A 17,802-nucleotide genomic window follows, 5' to 3' on the forward strand; every position below is an offset into this window, starting at 1 on the left:
GTCATTGGCCCTGGGCGTACTGCATGAAGGCGCTGCGCGCGAACTGGACGATGCCTGCAGCATTCAGCGCTCCCGACTGGCGGGCGACCTCGTTGCCGTGATGGAACAGCACCAGGGTGGGAATGCTGCGGATGCCGAAGTGCTGGCCCAGCGCCGGCTGCGCCTCGGTGTCGACCTTGGCCAGATGAAACTGCGGCTCCAGCTGCTGCGCCGCCTGCGCGAACGCGGGCGCCATCAGTCGGCAGGGCCCGCACCAGGGCGCCCAGAAGTCGACCAGCACCGGCAGCTGGGCGCGCCCGGCATGGGCCTCGAAGCTCTCGCCTGTGAGGTCGAAGGGCCGACCGGCGAAGATCGCGCCGCCGCAGCGCCCGCAGTTGGGGCCGTCGTACAGGCGCGCCTGCGGCACCCGGTTCAGGCCATGGCAGTGCGGGCAGGCCAGGATGATGCTGTCGTCACTCATGCGGCCTCCTTGCGGGCCAGAAACTTCAACCAGCTGTAGTACAGCAGCGGGATCACCACCAGGGTGAGCACGGTGGAGACGAGGATGCCGAAGATCAGCGCAATGGCAAGCCCGTTGAAGATCGGATCATCGAGGATGAAGAACGCACCCGCCATCGCCGCCAGCGCGGTGAGTGCAATCGGCTGGGCGCGCACCGCGCAGGCTTCGATTACGGCCTCGTCCAACGGCCGACCGTGGGCGATCTCGTGGTTGATGAAATCCACCAGCAGGATGGAATTGCGCACGATGATGCCGGCCAGCGCAATCATGCCGATCATGCTGGTGGCGGTGAACTGCGCGCCCAGCAGGGCATGGCCCGGCATCACACCAATCACGGTCAGCGGAATCGGCGCCATGATCACCAGCGGCACCACGTAGCTGCGGAACTGCGCGACCACCAGCAGGTAGATCAGCAGCATGCCGGCGGCATAGGCGATGCCCATATCGCGGAAGGTCTCGAAGGTGATCTGCCATTCCCCGTCCCACTTCAGGCTGAAGCCGGCTGTGCTCTCGGGCGCAGAGAAAAAGCGCTGCTCGATCGGCCAGGGCAGATCGCCGCCGTCGTTCAAGCGCGAAACCACCGAGAACATGCCGTACAGCGGGCTGTCGAGCGCGCCGGCTTCGTCGGCCATCACGTAGACCACCGGCAGCAGATCCTTGTGGTAAATCGCCGCTTCCCAGTCGGTGCGCTCGACCCGCACGACCTCCGACAGCGGCAGCAGACGTCCGTCGGCACTGCGAATGCGCAGGGCCAGCAACGCCTCCATCCGCGCCTGCTCGCCGGCCGGCAGGCGCAGGCGCACCGGCACCGGATACTTCGACGCACCGTCGCGCAGGAAGGTCGCATCGACACCGCTGACGGCGGCAGTCAAGGCCTGCGCGATCTGCGCCTGGCTGATGCCCAGCCTTGCTGCACGCTCGCGGTCGACCACCAGCACCTCACGCGAGGCCTCGGCCTCGACCGTGGTGTCGATATCGACCAGGCCTTCGGTGCCGCGGAAGACCTCGGCCACCTGCAGCGCGATGGCGCGCGCACCCCCTGCATCGGGGCCGTAGATCTCGGCGACCAGGGGCGACAGCACCGGTGGACCCGGCGGCACCTCGACGACCTTGAGCGCCGCGCCATAGCGCTGGGCGATCTGCTGCAGGGCCGGCCGAACGGCGCGGGCGATGTCGTGGCTCTTGCGGCTGCGCTCGGATTTGTCGACCAGGTTGACCTGCAGATCGCCGACGTTGGCGCCCTCGCGCAGGTAGTACTGGCGCACGAGGCCATTGAAGTTCACCGGCGCGGACGTGCCGGCATAGCCCTGCATGTCGGCCACTTCGGGCACCTGGGCCAGCGTCAGCGCCAGCTCCTGCAGCAGTGCACTGGTGCGCTCCACCGTGCTGCCCTCGGGCAGATCGACCACCACCTGGAATTCCGACTTGTTGTCGAAGGGCAGCATCTTCAGCACCACCAGCTGCACGACGGCGAGGCTCGCGGACAGCACCACCGCGCCGACGATGCCGGCGAACAACCACAGGCGTCGGCGCGCGCCGCGCTCGCGATGCAGGAAGGGCCGCAGCAGCCGCTCGAACAGACCGTGCAGGCGCGCCGCGATGCCGCTGCCGTGGGCCGCATGCCCGTCGCCATCACCGGCTGCACCGAGGTGCCGCGACAGCAGTTTGAGCGACAACCAAGGCGTGACGATCAGCGCCACGGCCAGCGACAGCAGCATGCCCACCGAAGCATTGATCGGGATCGGCCGCATATACGGGCCCATCAGCCCGCTGACGAAAGCCATCGGCAGCAGCGCCGCGATCACCGTGAAGGTCGCAAGAATCGTCGGGCTGCCCACCTCGTCCACCGCCGGCGGAATCGCTTCCAGCAATGATCTGCCGCCACGCGCCATGTGGCGATGGATGTTCTCGACCACCACGATCGCGTCGTCAACCAGGATGCCGATCGAGAAGATCAGCGCGAACAATGACACCCGGTTGATGGTGAAGCCCATCGCCCAGCTGGCGAAGAGGGTCAGAGCGAGGGTGATGATCACCGCCGTGCCGACCACCACCGCCTCGCGCCAGCCGAGCGCGAACAGCACCAGCAGCACCACCGCCATCGTCGCGAAGACCAGCTTCTGGATCAGCTGGATGGCCTTGTCGTTGGCGGTCTTGCCGTAGTCGCGAGTGATGTCGACCTGCACGCCTTCGGGAATCAGGCTGCCGCGCAGCTCGCCGATGCGGCGGGTGATCGCAGTGGTGATGTCGGAGGCATTGGCGCCAGGCTTCTTGGCGATCGCGATGGTGACGGCCGGGTGCATCGCCGAGAGCTGGCCCCGCTCGGGCTTGGCGTGCCAGACATAGCTCGCGGGCAGGTCTGCGCCACGGCGGATCTCAGCGACGTCCGACAGGTACAGCGGCCGGCCCTCGCGCAGGCCGATGACCAGCTCGGCGACCTGCTGGGCGTCAGCCAGGTAGGTGCCCGCGGTGAGCGGAATCTGCCGGCCGCCCTCGACGCGTTCGCCGGCCTGCATGACCACGTTGCTGGCCTGCAGGGCGCCGGCCAGATCGTTCATGTCGAGGCCATAGCTGGCAAGACGCTGGGCGTCGAGCTCGACCACCACCGCGCGCTCGGGCGCGCCAATCGTGTAGACATCGCGGGTGCCGGGAACGCGCTTTAGTTCCGTCTCCAGCGTGTGCGCGACCTCGGCGACTTCGACGCCGCCGCGGGCGGGGTCGTCGGTCCACACCGTCAGGCTCATCACCGGCACGTCGTCGATGCCCATCGGCCGCACCAGCGGCTGGCCGACGCCGAGGTTCGGCGGCGCCCAGTCGGCGTTCGAGTAGACCTGGTTGTACAGTCGCAGGATGGCAGCCGCCCGCGGCACACCGACGGTGAATTCGACCGTGATGACCGCCATGCCGGGCCGGCTGACCGAGTAGACATGCTTGACGCCCTCGATCTCCGACAGCACCTGCTGCAACGGATAGCTGACCAGGTTCTCGACGTCCTCGGCCGGCGCGCCCGGAAAGGGCACGAACACATTGGCCATGGTGACGTCGATCTGCGGCTCTTCCTCGCGCGGCGTGATCAGCACCGCGATCAGGCCGAGCAACAGGCCGGCGATCGCCAGGATCGGCGTCAGCGGATTGTTCTGGAAGGCCGCGGCCAGGCGGCCGGAGATGCCCATGTGCGTTGAGGCCTGCGGCTCAGCCATCGCCGCGCTCCCGGCGCTGCTGCTCCAGCCACAGGCCGGCGGCGACCGGATCGGCAGCCACGCGCTCGCCTGCACTCAGGCCGGACAGCACTTCGATGCGATCACCCATGCGGTGGCCGAGGCGCAGCTGGCGCAGAGCGAGCCCGCTCTCGCCGAGCACATAGGCCGCGGTCACCTCGCTGCGCTTGACCAGGCTGGAGGCCGGCAGCAGCAGGCGCTCGTCTTCGCCAACCACAAAGGCGACCTTGGCCGCCATGCCGGGCGAAAGGCCGGTGTCGGCCTCGGGAAGATCGACGCGCACGCTGAAGCTGTGCGTGGCGGGATCCGCGTACGGAAACACGGTGACCTTCTCGGCCTCGACGCGGCGGCCGTCGTCCAGCAGCAGCACGGCGCGACCGTTGGCGCGAATCGCCTCGACATCGGACTGCGGGACCCGCACCTGCAGGCGCAGGCGGTCCAGCGACAGGCCTGCGATCAGCGGCTGGCCGGGGCTGACCGTTTCGCCCACCTCGACGAAGCGCTGGGTGACGATGCCCGAATAGGGCGCGCGTACGACCGTGTAATCCAGGGTCTCGCTGGCCGCCTTCACCGCCGCCTGGGCCGACTCGAGCTGGGCGCGCGTGGCGTCACGGCGCGCAGTCGCCTGATCAAGCTGCGCGCGCGAGACCAGGCGACGCCCGTAGATCTCGGAGATCCGCTTGAACTCGGCCTCGGCCTCGCTGGCCGCGGCCTGCGCGGCCGCAAGCGCCGCCCGCGCCTGACGCTGCGCCGACTGTTGCTCGACGTCGGTGAAGCGCACCACCACATCGCCGGCCTTGACGTAGTCGTTGACGTCGAAGGGCAGCTCCAGCACGCGTCCGCCGGTCTGGGCGGAGAGCGTGGCCGAGTGCACGGCCTCGACCACGCCATCCCAGACCCGCTCGCGCACCGCCGTGTCGGGTATCACCGCGATCAGTTCGATATCGGGCGCCGCAGCAATGCGCGGCGCGAGCGGCGCCTCGCTGCCGCAGGCCGAGAGCAGCAGGCCTACAGCCAACGAAAGGCCAAACAAGGGCGGTGTGGTGCGCATGGCGAATTCCATCAGGCTGGACAGGGGGATCAGCGGGTGCTCTGGCCGAATGCACAGCCGGGCCTCAGCCCCAGCTTGCCCATGACGATGGCAGCGGGGCAGAAGCCGGTAAAAGCCGACTGCAGCAGGTTCAGGCCAACGAAGGTGGTGAGCAGCAGCCACCACGGCGAAACGAAGTGGGTCAGCAGCACGCTGATCAGGATCAGGCTGCCGGCGAAGACGAACATGGCGCGGTCGATGTTCATGGCTTTGCTCCGGGATTCGGGATTGGGGATTCGGGATTCGTTTCGAGCGCGTTCGGCGAAGCTCATGGGTGCGCTTCGGGCCCATGTCTGGAGCGGCTACTTCAGGCGTTCGATGCCGAGCGCCTTCAGGACGTACTTTTCGTAGACGGGCTCGGTGTTGCCGGACTTCATCTTCGCCAGGAAGTACTTCTCGAAAGCGATCTTGGCGACGTGCACCCACTTGCCGACCTTGGCCCAGGTGACATTGCGCGGCGGCATCTGCGGCAGGGCCACGAAGGCGGCTCCGGTGTCGCCCATGTCGGCGAGACAGATGGCGTTCCAGGTCGCCACTGCCTCCGGCGCCTTGCCTTCCAGCTCGGCGCGGATGTTCTCGACGATGGCGGTGACCATCGACTCGATCATGAAGCCGGTCTTGGGCGCGCCCGTTGGCACCGGAGTGACCTCGACCGGCGGAATCGCCACGCAGACCCCGGCCGAGTAGATGTTCGGGAAGGTCGGATTGCGCTGGTGGCGATCGATCTGCACGAAGCCGCGCGGATTGCACATCGTCTTGACCGCACGCACCGCGTCGACGCCGGTGAACGCCGGCAGCACCATCGAGTACTTGAAGGGCAGCGTGTGCTCGCGCGCCTTCTCGCCGGCTTCGTTCATCTCGTGCACCAGCATCTCGCCCGGCCGCACCTCGGCGATCTTCGCGTTGACGATCCACTTGATGTGGCGCTGGCGGAACTCGCTCTCCAGCAGGCCTTTGCTGTCGCCGACGCCACCCAAGCCCATGTGGCCGACATAGGGCTCGCTGCTGACATAGGTGATCGGCACGCGGTCGCGGATCTTCCGGCGGCGCAGATCGGCGTCGAGAATCATCGCGAACTCATAGGCCGGGCCGAAGCAGCTCGCGCCCTGGGCGGCGCCGACCACGATCGGGCCTGGCTCCTTGAGGAAAGCCTGGTAGGCCTCCCAGGCGGAAAGCGCATGTGGAGTGGTGCACACGGAGTGCGTGTGGCCGCCGTGCGGGCCCAGACCCGGAATCTCGTCGAACGCCAGCCGCGGGCCGGTGGTGATCACCAGATAGTCGTAGCCCAGACGTCGGCCGTCGCTGAGGATCACCGTGTTCTCACCCGGAACGATCTCGGCCGCGCCGCAGCTCTCGAAGCCAATCGACTTCTTGGCCAGATACGGCCCGATCTCGATCTGGATGTCCGAAGGCTTGCGCCAGCCCACCGCCACCCACGGGTTGGAAGGCGTGAACGAAAAACGCGGGCTGTCGCCCACCACGGTGATCGCGTGGGTCTTGCCCACGCCCCCGCGCAGCTCGTAGGCCACGCTGATGCCGCCGATACCGCCGCCCACTACGATGATCCTGGCCATGACGCGAGTCCTCCCGATCCGGCCTGTGGCATGCGTCGCGTCTCCGCCGGAGGGAGGCGTCAGCCTGGGTCTGCCGATGCAGGCGCCGAGCGTGGGCGCTTTGGCAGCGGCTGGACTTGACCAAGGGCAATTTAGATGTTTCTAATATTAGAGTCAACTTATATTTGCCAGGAGCCGTTCATGCCCAAGTCCCCCGCCGAACTGGTCGCAGAAGCCCGCGCTCGCATCGCCGAGGTCAGCGTCGAAGCCCTGGCCGCCGAAGCCCACGGCAGCTACGTGCTGATCGACGTGCGTGAACCCGGCGAGTTCGCCACCGCCCACATCGCCGGTGCGATTCCCATCCCGCGCGGCGTGCTCGAGTTCCAGGTCGAAGCCAACCCCGCCATCGCCTGCGTCACCGAGCCCGCGCTGGCCGTGCGCGAGCAGCCGATCGTCCTGTACTGCCGCACCGGCGGGCGCTCGGCGCTTGCCGCAGAAAGTCTGCAGCGGCTGGGATTCACCCGGGTGCGCTCGCTGGCCGGTGGCATCACCGCCTGGACTGCGGCAGGGATGCCGGTGACGCAGCACTGAAAGGCCGGGATTGGGGATTGGGGATTGGGGATTGGGGATTGAGAATTCGGGATTCAGGATTCGCGAGAGCCAGGGACTTCTGGCGTGGAGGGATGCCGGCTGCTCTACGGGCCGGACTCCACAGGCGTCGGCGAACCCTCTACTCTCACGCGCCGGACGTCCACGCTTCCAAGCCGGCGCTTCGGCAGCTTGGGCACGCACCGAGCCGGAATCCGCCGCGGCTCGCCCCCCCAATCCCCAATCTCCGCTCTCACGCCATGCCACCGATCGCCCCCACCGACGCCGAAGAGATGCGCGGCCACGCCACCGATGCAGCGCAGCTCCTGAAGGCCATGGCCAACGAGAAGCGCTTGATGATCCTGTGCATGCTGGCCGGCGGCGAGCAGGCGGTGTCGGACATCAACGCCGGGATGGATCTCTCGCAGTCAGCGCTCTCGCAGCACCTTGCCGTGCTGCGCGAGGAAGGCCTGGTGCAGACCCGGCGCTCGGCGCAGACGATCTTCTACTCGCTGTCACCGGGGCCTGTGCAGGAAATCATCGCAGTCCTCCATCGCATCTACTGCGGCAGCTCTGACTGACAGTGCACACAGCGCCCTCGGTCTCGACGAAACAATCCGGGCTCAGCGGACAGTTCCGTTCAGGTTGCTGCGGATCCAGACTGCAGCGAGGCCGGCGGTGCCTCAACGGCCATCGGCGCGCCGACGCCGGATTCGCGACAGGGCGACCGGCGTGATCCCAAGCCACAGCGCGATCTGCTTCTGACTCAACTCCGCCTCGATGTCTGGCCGCTGGTCCAACAGGTCCTGGTAGCGCTGCTCGGCGCTCCGGTGAACGAGGTCCGCCTCACGCTGCAGGCGCCGCGCGCTGGCCCGCAGCAGCAGCGTGAGCACGTAGTCCGCGCTCGCGGCATCGCTGCCGCGCAGCCGCTGCAACGCATCGACCTCCAGCGTCCGCACCTGACAGGCAGCAAGCGCCGCGAGGCCGGGGCCGGCTTCAACGCAGCAGTCTTCGGCACCCAAGCGCAAGGCTCCCCAGGCCCACTCGCCGGGCCCCACGAAATCGTGCGTGAACTCGCTGCCGTCCGCGCCGAGGGAAAAGCGGCGCAGCGCGCCCGATTGCAGCCACCAGACCCGGTCCTGCAGGGCCCCCGGATGCATCAGGACCTCACCCGCAGCAAGTCGTCGGAGCGGCGCGCGCTCGATGAGCTCGCGCAATCGGTCCGGCAGCTCTGAACCCGGGTTAATGCGCAGACGCTCTGGCGCATCGAAGCTGCCCGCGCCTCCGCTATCCGACTCGCTCGACATGCCTCTCCACCACTTCAATGCGCTCACCCACAGTGTGCTCCTGGCGGCACTGGCCGGGTGGCTGCTCGTCACGCGCGGCTGGACCGAGGAAGCACGACTGCTGCCCTGGCTGCTGTTTGCCTATGCGCTGCTGGGCCTGCTTGAGCGACTGCAACCGCACCGCGACGAGTGGGCTCCAAGAACAGTTGAGCTGAAGCGCGACGCGCAGGCGCTTGGATTGAATCTGCTTGCGGACACGGCGGTTGGCGCGGTACTCACGCTGGCGCTGATGAGCTTGGCCCGGCCCGCACTGGATCTTCCCCTGGGCATTCAGCTGCTGATCGCGCTGCCGCTGGCCGAGTTCGGCCCCTACTGGCTGCATCGCCTGAGCCACCGCGGCGGCTGGCTGTGGCGGGCGCACGTCCTGCACCATCGCCCGGACAAACTCAATGTGGCGAATGCACTGACCTCGCACCCGCTGAATGCCGCCTGGGACAAGCTGGCGCGACTGGCGCCGTTGCTGCTGCTGGGTTTCTCGACCGAGGCAATACTCGCGATCAGCGCATTCGCACTCACCCAGGGCTTGTGGGTACACGCCAACATCGCGCTGCCGCGGAGCAGCCGTCTCAGTCTGCTGATCGGCACGCCGGAACTGCATCGACTGCACCACAGCAGCGCCCCGGAGCAGGCGGGCAACTACGGCACCGTCCTGCCGCTCTGGGACCACGTGTTTCGCACCTACCGCCGCGGCGACGTGCAGGCGGTTGGCGTCTACGCGCCTGCGGCCTATCCGGAGGCCTTGGACCTCAGCGCACTGCTCGCCTCGCCATTCAAAAGGCGCGCGCGGCGGGATCACCACGGAAGTCTCCGCGACTGATCACCTGCCGCCGAACGTCTTCAGCCCGCGCGGCCGACGCCACCACAGCAGCAGCGCAATCGGCAGCAGGATCAGCGGCAGGGGATGCACCAGCTTCAGCCAGCCGCTGCGCTCGTCCAAGACTCGGACCCCGGCCAGGGGACGCGACTCGACGACTCGGAAGGGATCGTGGAACTGCGACTCGGCAAAGCGAGCGAGAGGCTCCTCGACGCCCAGCGCGCGGGCCGCCGCGTCACCGATCACGAGCCAGGTGTAGGCCAGCGGTGCCTGCAGCCGGATGGCATCGGGGACGATGGGCCCCAGCACCTTCGAAGTGCTGACGCCGCCCCAGAAGGCGAGATTGATCAGCAGCGAAGCGACCAGCAGCAGGAGGGCAACGACGTGCAGGGGAAAACGCATACTCGCTCCAGGGCCTAGGCGTTGCGGCCAATGCATCGATCGGATCACGGTCGGGCCAGCGCCTCGGTCGAGGACGGCCACGCCGCGCGAGGGTAGCGGAGCTCATCGAGCAAGACCATCCGCCGACAGCCGCAGGAAGGCGCAGCGCGGTCGATTGAGTCGGTGCGCGGGGCACGCCCAAGCCTGCGGGCAGTCGCGAGAATGTTCAGGCCGGCTCACACTTGTCAGCGCGCGCAAGCGTGTTACCCTCACGCCTTCATCACGCCGTGGGGAGACGGAGTGAGTCGAATCGCGAAGACCGCCTCGTCGCTGGGGTGGCTGCTGCTTGCAGCCTGTGCATCCAAACCCGTCGAGCCGCCGACGCCGATCGCCGCCGCGCAGTCGGTCAACGGGGTCGCCTATACGCTGGAGCGCTTCCGCGAAGAGCACAAGTTGCCCGCGGGACTGCAGCGCATTGTCCTCGACAACCCCTACGGCGACATCCAGCTTCGCCAGACCTCTGCCAGCGCCGTGGCTTTCGAAGGCGTCGAACAGCGCATCGGTGAACAGCCCCGAATCGCCCGCATCGAGTGGTACCAGGAGCAAGACGACAGCGGCGTGCGCGTTCGCTATCCGGGGATCGATCCGGACGCCCCCGCGGACCGCCGCAAAGGACGCGTCGATCTCTACGCCTTCGTGCCTGCGGGCATCCCTGTCTTCCTGCGCAGTGACTTCGGCGAGATCGTCGTGCGGCGTATCGACAATCCTGTGACTGCGCGCAGTCGCAGCGGTCGAATCACCGTGGCGGCGCATGGGCCGATGGATATCGAGAGTGCGACCGGCGAGCTGCGGGTCTATCCGATGTCGGCGCGCGGTGCCGGCCACAATCGCATCCGCAGTGCCGGTGGCATCGTTGTCGACGTGCACCTGATCGCGCCGCTCGAACTGAGCGCACGCGCCGCTTCGGGCGTGCGCGCCGACTTCGATTTCGACCGTCTTGAGCAGAACCCCTCCGGGGCCTGGGAGGCTGGTCTGAAGCTGCCGGACGGCAGCGGCTCAATGCCCCGCAGCTTCGATATCGAGAGCTATCGCGGCGAAATCCTGCTGCAGTCTGTGACCCCGCACCAGCCTCCCTGATCCAGCGCTTCGCGCTGAGCCCCACTGCAACCCTTTCCGATCCCGTCGGCTCACGCCGGCACCCACCCACTCCGGCACCCCCGGGAGGACGTTCAATGAAGCTCGCACCACGTGTTCTTGCCGCCGCGATTGCCAGCGGACTCGCGCTCTCCATGGCGGCGCCAGGGTATGCGGCGCAAACCAAAGGCCCGGGCCAGTCCCAGCCAGCCGACCCCCTGCATGCACCGGCAAGCACCGAGTTCCTCGGCGTGGTGCAGCCGGAAGTGCTGAGCGTGGATGTCCGCAATGATCCCGTCGGCCTGGAGTGGCAGCCTGGAGATCCCATTCGCGAGGTTCCGCGTCGACATTGGGACGACCCGGCCGTGCTTGCCGCCCAGCAGCGCGAACCGGTCAATCCGCCCGAGGCCGATCCACTGGCAGCCCTGCAGCAGGCGCTGGATGGTCTGCCGCCGCAGCGCGGCGCGGGCTTCACCACGCCGCTGCAGAATTTCGAAGGCGCGCCGGGGACCACCCTGCCGCCCGACCCGACAGGCGATATCGGCACCACCCAGTACGTGCAGGCCGTCAATGCCTCCGGCGGCTCGCGCGTTCGCGTCTACAACAAGGCGACCGGTGAGCTGCAGGCCAACTTCATCCTGGCGACGACCCTCACGGGCACCTCGCCCTGCGACAGCGGCCTCGGCGATCCCATCGTGCTGTTCGACGCCGTTGCCCGCCGCTGGGTGGTGACTGAATTCTCGCCCTCCGCCGGCCGCGCCCTCTGCGTGTACGTGAGCGCGACCGAAGACGCCGCCAACACGGCGGCCAACAACTGGTCTCGCTACACCTTCGTGATGCCGGCGTTCCCCGACTATCCCAAGTACGGCGTGTGGACGGACGCCTACTATGCGACCGCGAATGAAAACGGCACCGGCGGCGCGCGGCCCATCTACGCGTTCGAGCGCGCGGCAATGCTGCAGGGTCAGCCCGCCCGTTTCGTGCGCGTGACCGTCCCCAACCTGGCTGGATTCAACTTCCAGCTGTCGACGCCCGCGCACCTTGTCGGCGATACGCCGCCGCCAGCCAACGCGCCCGGGATCATCATGCGTCACCGCGACGACGAGGCCCACAACGCGGGGACGAACAACCCGAGCAACGACTTTCTGGAGCTTTGGCAGCTCAGCATGGACTGGGCGCCAGCCACCCCAACGGGCACGCTGACGCCGGTCCACCAGATTCCGGTCGCAGAGTTCAACTCGCGCATCAATGGCCTCACGGCGTTCAACGCCTTTCCCCAGCCCAGCGGCCAGCGTCTTGATCCGCTGCGCGAGCCGATCATGAATGTGCTGATGTACCGCAACTTCGGCACCTATGAATCGATCGTGGGCAACCACACCACCAACACCTTGACCGATCCGCAGATCCGCGGCGCCATCCGCTGGTTCGAGCTGCGGCGCACCGCGGGCACCGCAGCGACCGCCTGGCAGCTGCACGACCAGGGCACCTTCGCGCCCACCGACACCGGCGGCAACATCGATCGCTGGATGGGCGGCAGCGGCATCGACAGCGCGGGCAACATCGCGCTGGCCTATAGCGTGGTGCGTCAGGCCGGCACGCCTGCCGGCATCTTCCCCGGCCTGCGCTACACGGGTCGTCTGGCTTCGGACCCGCCGGGCGTCATGACCGGCGGCGACAACCTCATCGTCAGCGGCGAGCGCTCGCAGGGCAATGAGCGCTGGGGCGACTACCATCAGATGGGCGTCGATCCGGTGGACGGCTGCACCTTCTGGTTCACCGGCGAATACATGGGCCCCGCCGGCACCACCAACAACACGCGAATCGCCAGCTTCCGCCACGATGCCTGCGGCGAGCCTGGCTTTACTCTGAACTCCAGCCTGCGCCGTGAATCGGTCTGCGTCGCGGCGCCGCCGGTAGCCTTGCCGCCTGCGACCCTCACCATCGGCCAGATCTCGGGCTTTACCACGCCGGTTGCCTTGGCCTTCAATCCGGCCCTGCCGTCCGGCATCACGGGTGCGATCGGAACCAGCCCGGTGACGCCGCCGGGCACCTCAAGCCTCGCCTTGACCCTGGGTGCGGGCGTCGCTCCGGGCCTCAACACCGTCACGGTCCGGGGCACCTCGGGCAGTCTCGTGCGCAACCTCGACATCGAGCTCGACGTTGCGACGCAGACGCCCGGCGCGCCCGCGCCGGTGACCCCCGCGAACGGCGCCACCAATGTGCTGCTGCAGCCCACGCTGAGCTGGACTGCAGGTGCCCAGTCGAGCTCGCACACGGTTGAAGTCGCGACGGACACAGCCTTTACCAACATCGTGTTCACCGGCAACGTCAGCAGCGGCAGCAGTATCGCGGTGACTTCGGCGCTCGCTTCGAATGCCCAGCACTATTGGCGGGTGCGGCCCGCCAACGTGTGCGGCGCTGGCACCGCTTCGCCGGTGTTCAGTTTCCGCACCCAGCCGGCCCCGGGCGACTGCGCCGAAGGCTCCATCGCGAGCACCGTTTTCACGGAGAACTTCACCGCCGGCGCAGGCGGCTTCACCGTCGGCGGCACGGGCGCGCAGACCTGGGCGCTGTCGACCACCCGCCCCAGCCCGGCCTCAGGCGGCAACGCCATGCGCGCGAACGGCATTGCAACGGTCTCAGATCAGCAGCTGACCTCGCCCGCCATCAGCCTGCCGACGGGCCAGCAGCCGCTGACCCTGCGCTACCAGAACTGGCGCAATCTCGAAAACAACGCCGCCACCGGCTGTTACGACGCTGGCCTGCTGGAGATCTCCGTGGACGGCGGCGCCTTCACCCAGCTCGCGGGTACGGCATTGCTCAACGATCCTTACCGCGGCCCCATCAGCAGCAGCTTCGGCAACCCGCTGGGCGGCCGCAGCGGCTGGTGCGAGCCCGACCCGGGCCGTGCGTACGCCAACACGCTGGTGGACTTGAGCCCCTACGCGGGCAGCAGCGTCCGCCTGCGCTGGCGCGTGGGCACTGACAGTTCGGAAGGCCGCGAGGGCTGGTACGTCGACGATATCGCCGTGCAGTCGTGCGTCGCCGGGGACCCTGTCGATCTCACAGCCACGATGACAGCCCCCGCCAACGCCGTGGTCGGCAGCACAGCCAGCTTGACCGTGGCCGTGGCGAACCTGAGCACGGTTTCGGCCAGCGCGGTCACCGTGGCCCTGGCGATGGATCCCGCCTTCACGATCCAGACCGCCACAGGCACCGGCTGGACCTGCAGCATCGGCACGCCCCAGCAAGCCACCTGCACAAGGAGCTCGCTCGCCGGCGAGGCAACTTCGCCAGTCATCGCGATCGAGGCCAGCGTGAGTGCTGCGGCGATACCGGGCGCCAAGACCGTCAGCGCGACGGTATCGGCGGGCAACCCGGACCCTGTCGGCGCCAACAACACCGGCAGCGCGACGGTGACGGTGCTTGCCGCCCAGGTGTTCAGGAACGGCTTCGAGGCGACCGCCCCGAACCCGTAAACCATCCAGGGGCAGCCCTCGCGGGCCCGGCGCGCACCCGCGCTCCGGGCCCGCTTTGCTTTTCGGAGCGGCGGGCAGCGCAGATGACGAATGTCACCTGCACAAGCTGACAGCCTCCACTGCTTCGCCCTGCGGTGAATCGGGAACATGCGCCCTGCGGCAACCGCCGCCTCTGGAGATCTCGCATGCTCTCGCCATCCATCGCCCACCTGCGCTCCGCGCGAAAGACCTACGGCCCGGTCACTGCCCTCGACGGCGTCGATCTGGAACTGCGCCGCGGCGAGCTGCTCGCACTGCTCGGCAGCAATGGCGCCGGCAAGAGCACCGCGCTCGGGCTGCTGACCGGTCGCCTGGCCGCGGATGCCGGCGAGGTCAGTCTGTTTGGCGCCGACCCGCGCGAGGCCTCGGCGCGCCGGCGCATCGGCGTGATGCTGCAGGAAGCCCGGCTGCCCGAGACCCTGCGCGTGCGCGAGCTGGTGCATCTGTTCGCCAGCTACTACCCGTCGCCGCGCGCGGTGAACGAAACACTCAGCCTGGCCGGCCTGAGCGACCTCGCCGAGCGCCGCTATGCCGCCCTGTCCGGCGGCCAGCAGCGGCGCGTGCAGTTTGCGCTGGCGATCTGCGGCGCGCCCGAACTGGTGTTCGTGGATGAGCCCACCACCGGCTTGGATGTCGAAGCCCGTCGCGGCTTCTGGCAGGTGATCCACAGCCTGCGCGAGGCCGGCACCTCGATCGTGCTGACCACCCACTACCTCGAAGAGGCCGACGCACTCGCCGAGCGCGTGGTGCTGATCGAGCGCGGGCGCGTGCTGGCCGAGGGCACACCCGCGAGCCTCAAGGCCCGCGCCCGCGGCGCACGCATCCGCTGCGTGACGCGCCTGTCCGCCGCCGAGCTCGCCGCCCTGCCGGACGTGCAGTCGGTGGAGCCCGAAGGCAGCCGCATATCGATCCTCTGCAGCGACAGCGATGCCCTGCTGCGCCGCCTGCTGAATCTCGATCCGACGCTGTCGGGCATCGAGATCCGCCCGCTGAACCTGGAAGACGCCTTCCTCGCCCTGACCGGAGACGCCGCATGAACGCCCCCAGCCTGCATTCGACCCTGCCCATGTCGGCAGCGCAAACGCTGCGCCTGTACGCGCTGGAGGCCTGGTACGAGCTGCTGCGCATGGCGCGCACACCCGCCTTCGTGATTCCCACCCTCGCCTTTCCGGTGGCCTTCTACCTGATGTTCGCGGTGCTGATTCCGGGCCAGTGGGGCAGCTTCCAGAAAGCGACCTATCTGTTCGCGACCTACGGCGTGTTCGGCGTGATCGGCCCGGCCCTGTTCGGCTTCGGCGTCGGCATGGCGATGGAGCGCGAGAGCGGGCTGCTGGAGCTGAAGCGGGTGTCGCCGATGCCCATCGCCGCCTACTTCGCCGCCAAGATCGCGATGAGCCTGATCGCAGCGCTCTGCGTCGTGCTGCTGCTCAGCGCTGCGGCGATGGGGCTCGGCGATGTGCGGATGGCCTTCGCCGACTGGGCTTTGCTGCTCGGCGCACTGCTGCTGGGCGCCCTGCCCTTCTGCGCGCTGGGCCTGCTCATCGGAAGCCTGGTCAAGGGCCAGGCCGCAGTCGGCATCGTCAACCTGATCTACCTGCCGATGTCCGTGCTGTCCGGGCTGTGGATGCCGCTGTTCGCCTTTCCCGAGATCATCCAGAAGCTCGCAGTGATCTGGCCAGCCTGGCACCTCGCCCAGCTGGCACTGGGCATCAGCGGCCAGATCGAGGGCGTCAACGTGCTGCTGCACAGCGCGGTGCTGATCGGCTTCACCGTGTTCTTCCTGGCGCTCGCCGCGCTGCGGCTGCGGGGGCGCTGAAGCCATGGCACGCCTCTCCACCCCTGCCCTGATCGCCTCGCTCAGCGGTGTCGCCCTGGTCGCACTGATCGCGCTGAGCGACGGGCCGAAAGCCCCTGCGAAAGCGCCCGCCCATGACCCTGGCCCCGCGGCCTTCGTGATCCGCGGCGCGCGCGTGTTTGACGGCGACACGCTCTGGCCGCGCGCCGATGTCGCCGTGCGCGACGGCCGCATCGAAGCGATCGCCGAGTCACTGTCCACCGATGGGCTCAGCGTGATCGAAGCCGACGGCCAGACCCTGCTGCCCGGATTCATCGACGCCCACGTGCATGCCTACGGCGACGGCCGCCGCGAGGCCCTGCGCTTCGGCACCACCACCGTGCTCGACATGTTCGGCGATCCGAGCAACTTGCAAGGCGCGCGCGTCGAACGGGAGTCGCTTGAGCTCACCGACCGCGCCGACCTGTGGGGCGCGGGGTTTCTTGCGACTGCACGCGGCGGTCATGGCACCCAGTTCGGCGTGGTGGTGCCCACGCTGGACTCGCCGGACGCAGCCCCGCAGTGGGTCGCGGCGCGGCGCAGCGAAGGCTCGGACTTCATCAAGCTGGTGCGCGAGGACCTGTCCGCCTACCGCGACACCGAGCGTCTGCCCACCTTGGACGCTGCGCGCTCGCAGGCCGTGATCAGCGCCGCCCAAGCGGAGGGCCTGCGCGCGCTGGTGCACGTCTCCACCGTGGCCAATGCCATCGAGGTGCTGCAACAGGGCGCCGATGGCCTGGTGCACGTGCCCCAGGACGCGGGCGATGACCGCGCCTTCGTTGCGGCCGCCCGCGCGCGCGGCGCCTTCGTCACGCCGACGCTCTCGGTCATCGCCGCGTTCTCCGGCCGCGAGAACACTCTGGCAGAGCATCCCCGCCTGGCCGAGCGCCTGTCGGCCAACCAGCGCGGACAGCTGCGCGGACGGCCCAGCTTCGGGCCACTGGCGACCCAGCTGATCGATCGCGCCAAGGCCCGCGTTGCCGCCCTGCACGCGGCCGGGGTGCCGGTGCTGGCCGGCACCGATGCGCCGAATCCCGGCACGGCTTTCGGCGCGTCCATGCACGATGAGCTGGCCCTGCTGGTCGAGGCCGGCCTGCGCCCGATCGATGCCCTGCGTGCGGCGACGTCCGTGCCGGCACAGCACTTCGGCCTCGCCGACCGCGGGCGCATCGCGCCAGGCCTGCGCGCGGACCTCGTGCTCGTCGAGGGCGATCCCAGCGCGGACATTCGCGCCACCCGCGAGCTCGTGAACGTGTGGAAGAACGGGCGCCGCGTCGATCCGCGCCCGCCGGCCGAATCCGTGGCGAAGCTGGCCGCCGGCATGCTCGCCGATTTCGAGGAAGACGCCCTTCCGCAGACCTGGATGCCGGCGTCGGACCAGATGCAGGGCGGGCGCTCGACCGCGCGGATGGCACGCATCGAAGGCGGCGCGGCAGACAGCGCGGGCGCGCTGCGCGTCGAGGTCGAGCTCACCGAGCAGGGCGTCGGTGGCCAGCCGGCCTGGGCCGGGGTGTTCTTCAGCCCGGGTGCCACGCCCATGGCCGCGGTCGACGCCAGCTCAATATCCACGCTGCGGCTGCAGGTGCGCAGCGCGGCCCCGCTGCAGCTGCTGCTGTTCTCCGGCGAAGGCGCGCCAGCGGTGGTGCCGATCGCCGCCAGCGCCGAATGGCGAAGCGTCGAGATCGACCTGTCGACGCAGGCAGGCTTCGACCGCTCGCGCCTGCGCGGCATCAGCCTCAGTGCCACCGGCAGAGGCGCGCAGCAGTTCGATATCGACGAGGTTGAAGTCCGATAGGTGAGACATCGGCCCACGCGACCAGGGCCGTC

At 68.6% G+C, this 17,802-nt stretch carries 15 protein-coding genes; 8 read left to right on the forward strand and 7 right to left on the reverse strand.

The genetic code is table 11. The features are described 5' to 3' along the window. Position 1: 1 nt before the first annotated feature. The 5 genes from trxC to H4O13_11605 form a co-directional block, all read right to left on the reverse strand. The gene (gene trxC, locus H4O13_11585) at positions 2 to 460 is read right to left on the reverse strand and encodes a thioredoxin TrxC (GenBank protein ID MBE5316027.1); all 459 of its coding nucleotides are present in this window, start codon (positions 458 to 460) and stop codon (positions 2 to 4) included. Further along, the gene (locus H4O13_11590) at positions 457 to 3,699 is read right to left on the reverse strand and encodes an efflux RND transporter permease subunit (protein MBE5316028.1); all 3,243 of its coding nucleotides are present in this window, start codon (positions 3,697 to 3,699) and stop codon (positions 457 to 459) included. The genes trxC and H4O13_11590 overlap by 4 nt, the downstream gene beginning before the upstream one ends. Further along, a complete protein-coding gene (locus H4O13_11595; GenBank protein ID MBE5316029.1) occupies positions 3,692 to 4,780 on the reverse strand; it encodes an efflux RND transporter periplasmic adaptor subunit in 1,089 nt (362 codons plus the stop codon). The genes H4O13_11590 and H4O13_11595 overlap by 8 nt, the downstream gene beginning before the upstream one ends. Before the next feature lie 17 nt (positions 4,781 to 4,797). Continuing rightward, the gene (locus tag H4O13_11600) at positions 4,798 to 5,013 is read right to left on the reverse strand and encodes a DUF2892 domain-containing protein (protein MBE5316030.1); all 216 of its coding nucleotides are present in this window, start codon (positions 5,011 to 5,013) and stop codon (positions 4,798 to 4,800) included. Positions 5,014 to 5,109: 96 nt separating this feature from the next. Further along, positions 5,110 to 6,381 carry an FAD-dependent oxidoreductase gene (locus H4O13_11605; protein MBE5316031.1) on the reverse strand — a complete coding sequence of 424 codons (1,272 nt, stop codon included), beginning with the start codon at positions 6,379 to 6,381 and terminating at the stop codon, positions 5,110 to 5,112. Between the two features lie 180 nt (positions 6,382 to 6,561). Between H4O13_11605 and H4O13_11610 the strand changes: the two genes are divergently transcribed. Both H4O13_11610 and H4O13_11615 read left to right on the forward strand, forming a co-directional pair. Continuing rightward, positions 6,562 to 6,951, forward strand: a complete 390-nt coding sequence (locus H4O13_11610) for a sulfurtransferase (GenBank protein MBE5316032.1) — start codon at positions 6,562 to 6,564, stop codon at positions 6,949 to 6,951. A gap of 290 nt (positions 6,952 to 7,241) precedes the next feature. After that, positions 7,242 to 7,529, forward strand: a complete 288-nt coding sequence (locus H4O13_11615; GenBank protein MBE5316033.1) for a winged helix-turn-helix transcriptional regulator — start codon at positions 7,242 to 7,244, stop codon at positions 7,527 to 7,529. A gap of 102 nt (positions 7,530 to 7,631) precedes the next feature. On the opposite strand, the gene H4O13_11620 is transcribed toward H4O13_11615, so the two are convergent. Continuing rightward, positions 7,632 to 8,255, reverse strand: a complete 624-nt coding sequence (locus tag H4O13_11620) for a Crp/Fnr family transcriptional regulator (protein MBE5316034.1) — start codon at positions 8,253 to 8,255, stop codon at positions 7,632 to 7,634. Here H4O13_11620 and H4O13_11625 point away from each other — a divergent pair. Then, a complete protein-coding gene (locus tag H4O13_11625; GenBank protein MBE5316035.1) occupies positions 8,254 to 9,111 on the forward strand; it encodes a sterol desaturase family protein in 858 nt (285 codons plus the stop codon). The genes H4O13_11620 and H4O13_11625 overlap by 2 nt on opposite strands. Here H4O13_11625 and H4O13_11630 read toward each other — a convergent pair whose 3' ends face one another. Beyond that, a complete protein-coding gene (locus H4O13_11630) occupies positions 9,112 to 9,510 on the reverse strand; it encodes a hypothetical protein (protein MBE5316036.1) in 399 nt (132 codons plus the stop codon). It lies immediately after the preceding gene. Between the two features lie 279 nt (positions 9,511 to 9,789). Here H4O13_11630 and H4O13_11635 point away from each other — a divergent pair, with 279 nt between their 5' ends. The 5 genes from H4O13_11635 to H4O13_11655 all read left to right on the forward strand — a co-directional run bounded on the left by H4O13_11635 (position 9,790) and on the right by H4O13_11655 (position 17,770). Then, positions 9,790 to 10,626, forward strand: coding sequence for a hypothetical protein (locus tag H4O13_11635; GenBank protein MBE5316037.1), 837 nt, complete (start codon positions 9,790 to 9,792; stop codon positions 10,624 to 10,626). Positions 10,627 to 10,721: 95 nt separating this feature from the next. Beyond that, on the forward strand, positions 10,722 to 14,102 hold the full coding sequence (locus H4O13_11640; GenBank protein MBE5316038.1) for a hypothetical protein: 3,381 nt from the start codon (positions 10,722 to 10,724) through the stop codon (positions 14,100 to 14,102). Between the two features lie 185 nt (positions 14,103 to 14,287). Beyond that, positions 14,288 to 15,178 (forward strand): ABC transporter ATP-binding protein, encoded by an 891-nt coding sequence (locus tag H4O13_11645; GenBank protein ID MBE5316039.1) that lies wholly within the window; start codon positions 14,288 to 14,290, stop codon positions 15,176 to 15,178. Next, positions 15,175 to 15,957, forward strand: coding sequence for an ABC transporter permease (locus H4O13_11650; protein ID MBE5316040.1), 783 nt, complete (start codon positions 15,175 to 15,177; stop codon positions 15,955 to 15,957). The genes H4O13_11645 and H4O13_11650 overlap by 4 nt, the downstream gene beginning before the upstream one ends. A 4-nt stretch (positions 15,958 to 15,961) precedes the next feature. Continuing rightward, positions 15,962 to 17,770 (forward strand): amidohydrolase family protein, encoded by a 1,809-nt coding sequence (locus tag H4O13_11655; GenBank protein MBE5316041.1) that lies wholly within the window; start codon positions 15,962 to 15,964, stop codon positions 17,768 to 17,770. Positions 17,771 to 17,802 lie beyond the last annotated feature (32 nt).

The organism is Lysobacterales bacterium (assembly GCA_014946745.1).
In the GTDB taxonomy this organism is placed as follows: Bacteria; Pseudomonadota; Gammaproteobacteria; order Xanthomonadales; family Xanthomonadaceae; genus Aquimonas.

What these genes read in the sequence shown, in the direction of transcription:
- H4O13_11590 (MBE5316028.1), bottom strand. Translation starts at nt 3,699, where the DNA reads ATGGCTGAGCCGCAGGCCTCAACGCACATGGGCATCTCCGGCCGCCTG.
- H4O13_11620 (MBE5316034.1), bottom strand. Translation starts at nt 8,255, where the DNA reads ATGTCGAGCGAGTCGGATAGCGGAGGCGCGGGCAGCTTCGATGCGCCA.
- H4O13_11605 (MBE5316031.1), bottom strand. Translation starts at nt 6,381, where the DNA reads ATGGCCAGGATCATCGTAGTGGGCGGCGGTATCGGCGGCATCAGCGTG.
- H4O13_11630 (MBE5316036.1), bottom strand. Translation starts at nt 9,510, where the DNA reads ATGCGTTTTCCCCTGCACGTCGTTGCCCTCCTGCTGCTGGTCGCTTCG.
- H4O13_11640 (MBE5316038.1), top strand. Translation starts at nt 10,722, where the DNA reads ATGAAGCTCGCACCACGTGTTCTTGCCGCCGCGATTGCCAGCGGACTC.
- H4O13_11625 (MBE5316035.1), top strand. Translation starts at nt 8,254, where the DNA reads ATGCCTCTCCACCACTTCAATGCGCTCACCCACAGTGTGCTCCTGGCG.
- H4O13_11610 (MBE5316032.1), top strand. Translation starts at nt 6,562, where the DNA reads ATGCCCAAGTCCCCCGCCGAACTGGTCGCAGAAGCCCGCGCTCGCATC.
- H4O13_11650 (MBE5316040.1), top strand. Translation starts at nt 15,175, where the DNA reads ATGAACGCCCCCAGCCTGCATTCGACCCTGCCCATGTCGGCAGCGCAA.
- trxC (MBE5316027.1), bottom strand. Translation starts at nt 460, where the DNA reads ATGAGTGACGACAGCATCATCCTGGCCTGCCCGCACTGCCATGGCCTG.
- H4O13_11595 (MBE5316029.1), bottom strand. Translation starts at nt 4,780, where the DNA reads ATGGAATTCGCCATGCGCACCACACCGCCCTTGTTTGGCCTTTCGTTG.
- H4O13_11655 (MBE5316041.1), top strand. Translation starts at nt 15,962, where the DNA reads ATGGCACGCCTCTCCACCCCTGCCCTGATCGCCTCGCTCAGCGGTGTC.
- H4O13_11600 (MBE5316030.1), bottom strand. Translation starts at nt 5,013, where the DNA reads ATGAACATCGACCGCGCCATGTTCGTCTTCGCCGGCAGCCTGATCCTG.
- H4O13_11615 (MBE5316033.1), top strand. Translation starts at nt 7,242, where the DNA reads ATGCGCGGCCACGCCACCGATGCAGCGCAGCTCCTGAAGGCCATGGCC.
- H4O13_11645 (MBE5316039.1), top strand. Translation starts at nt 14,288, where the DNA reads ATGCTCTCGCCATCCATCGCCCACCTGCGCTCCGCGCGAAAGACCTAC.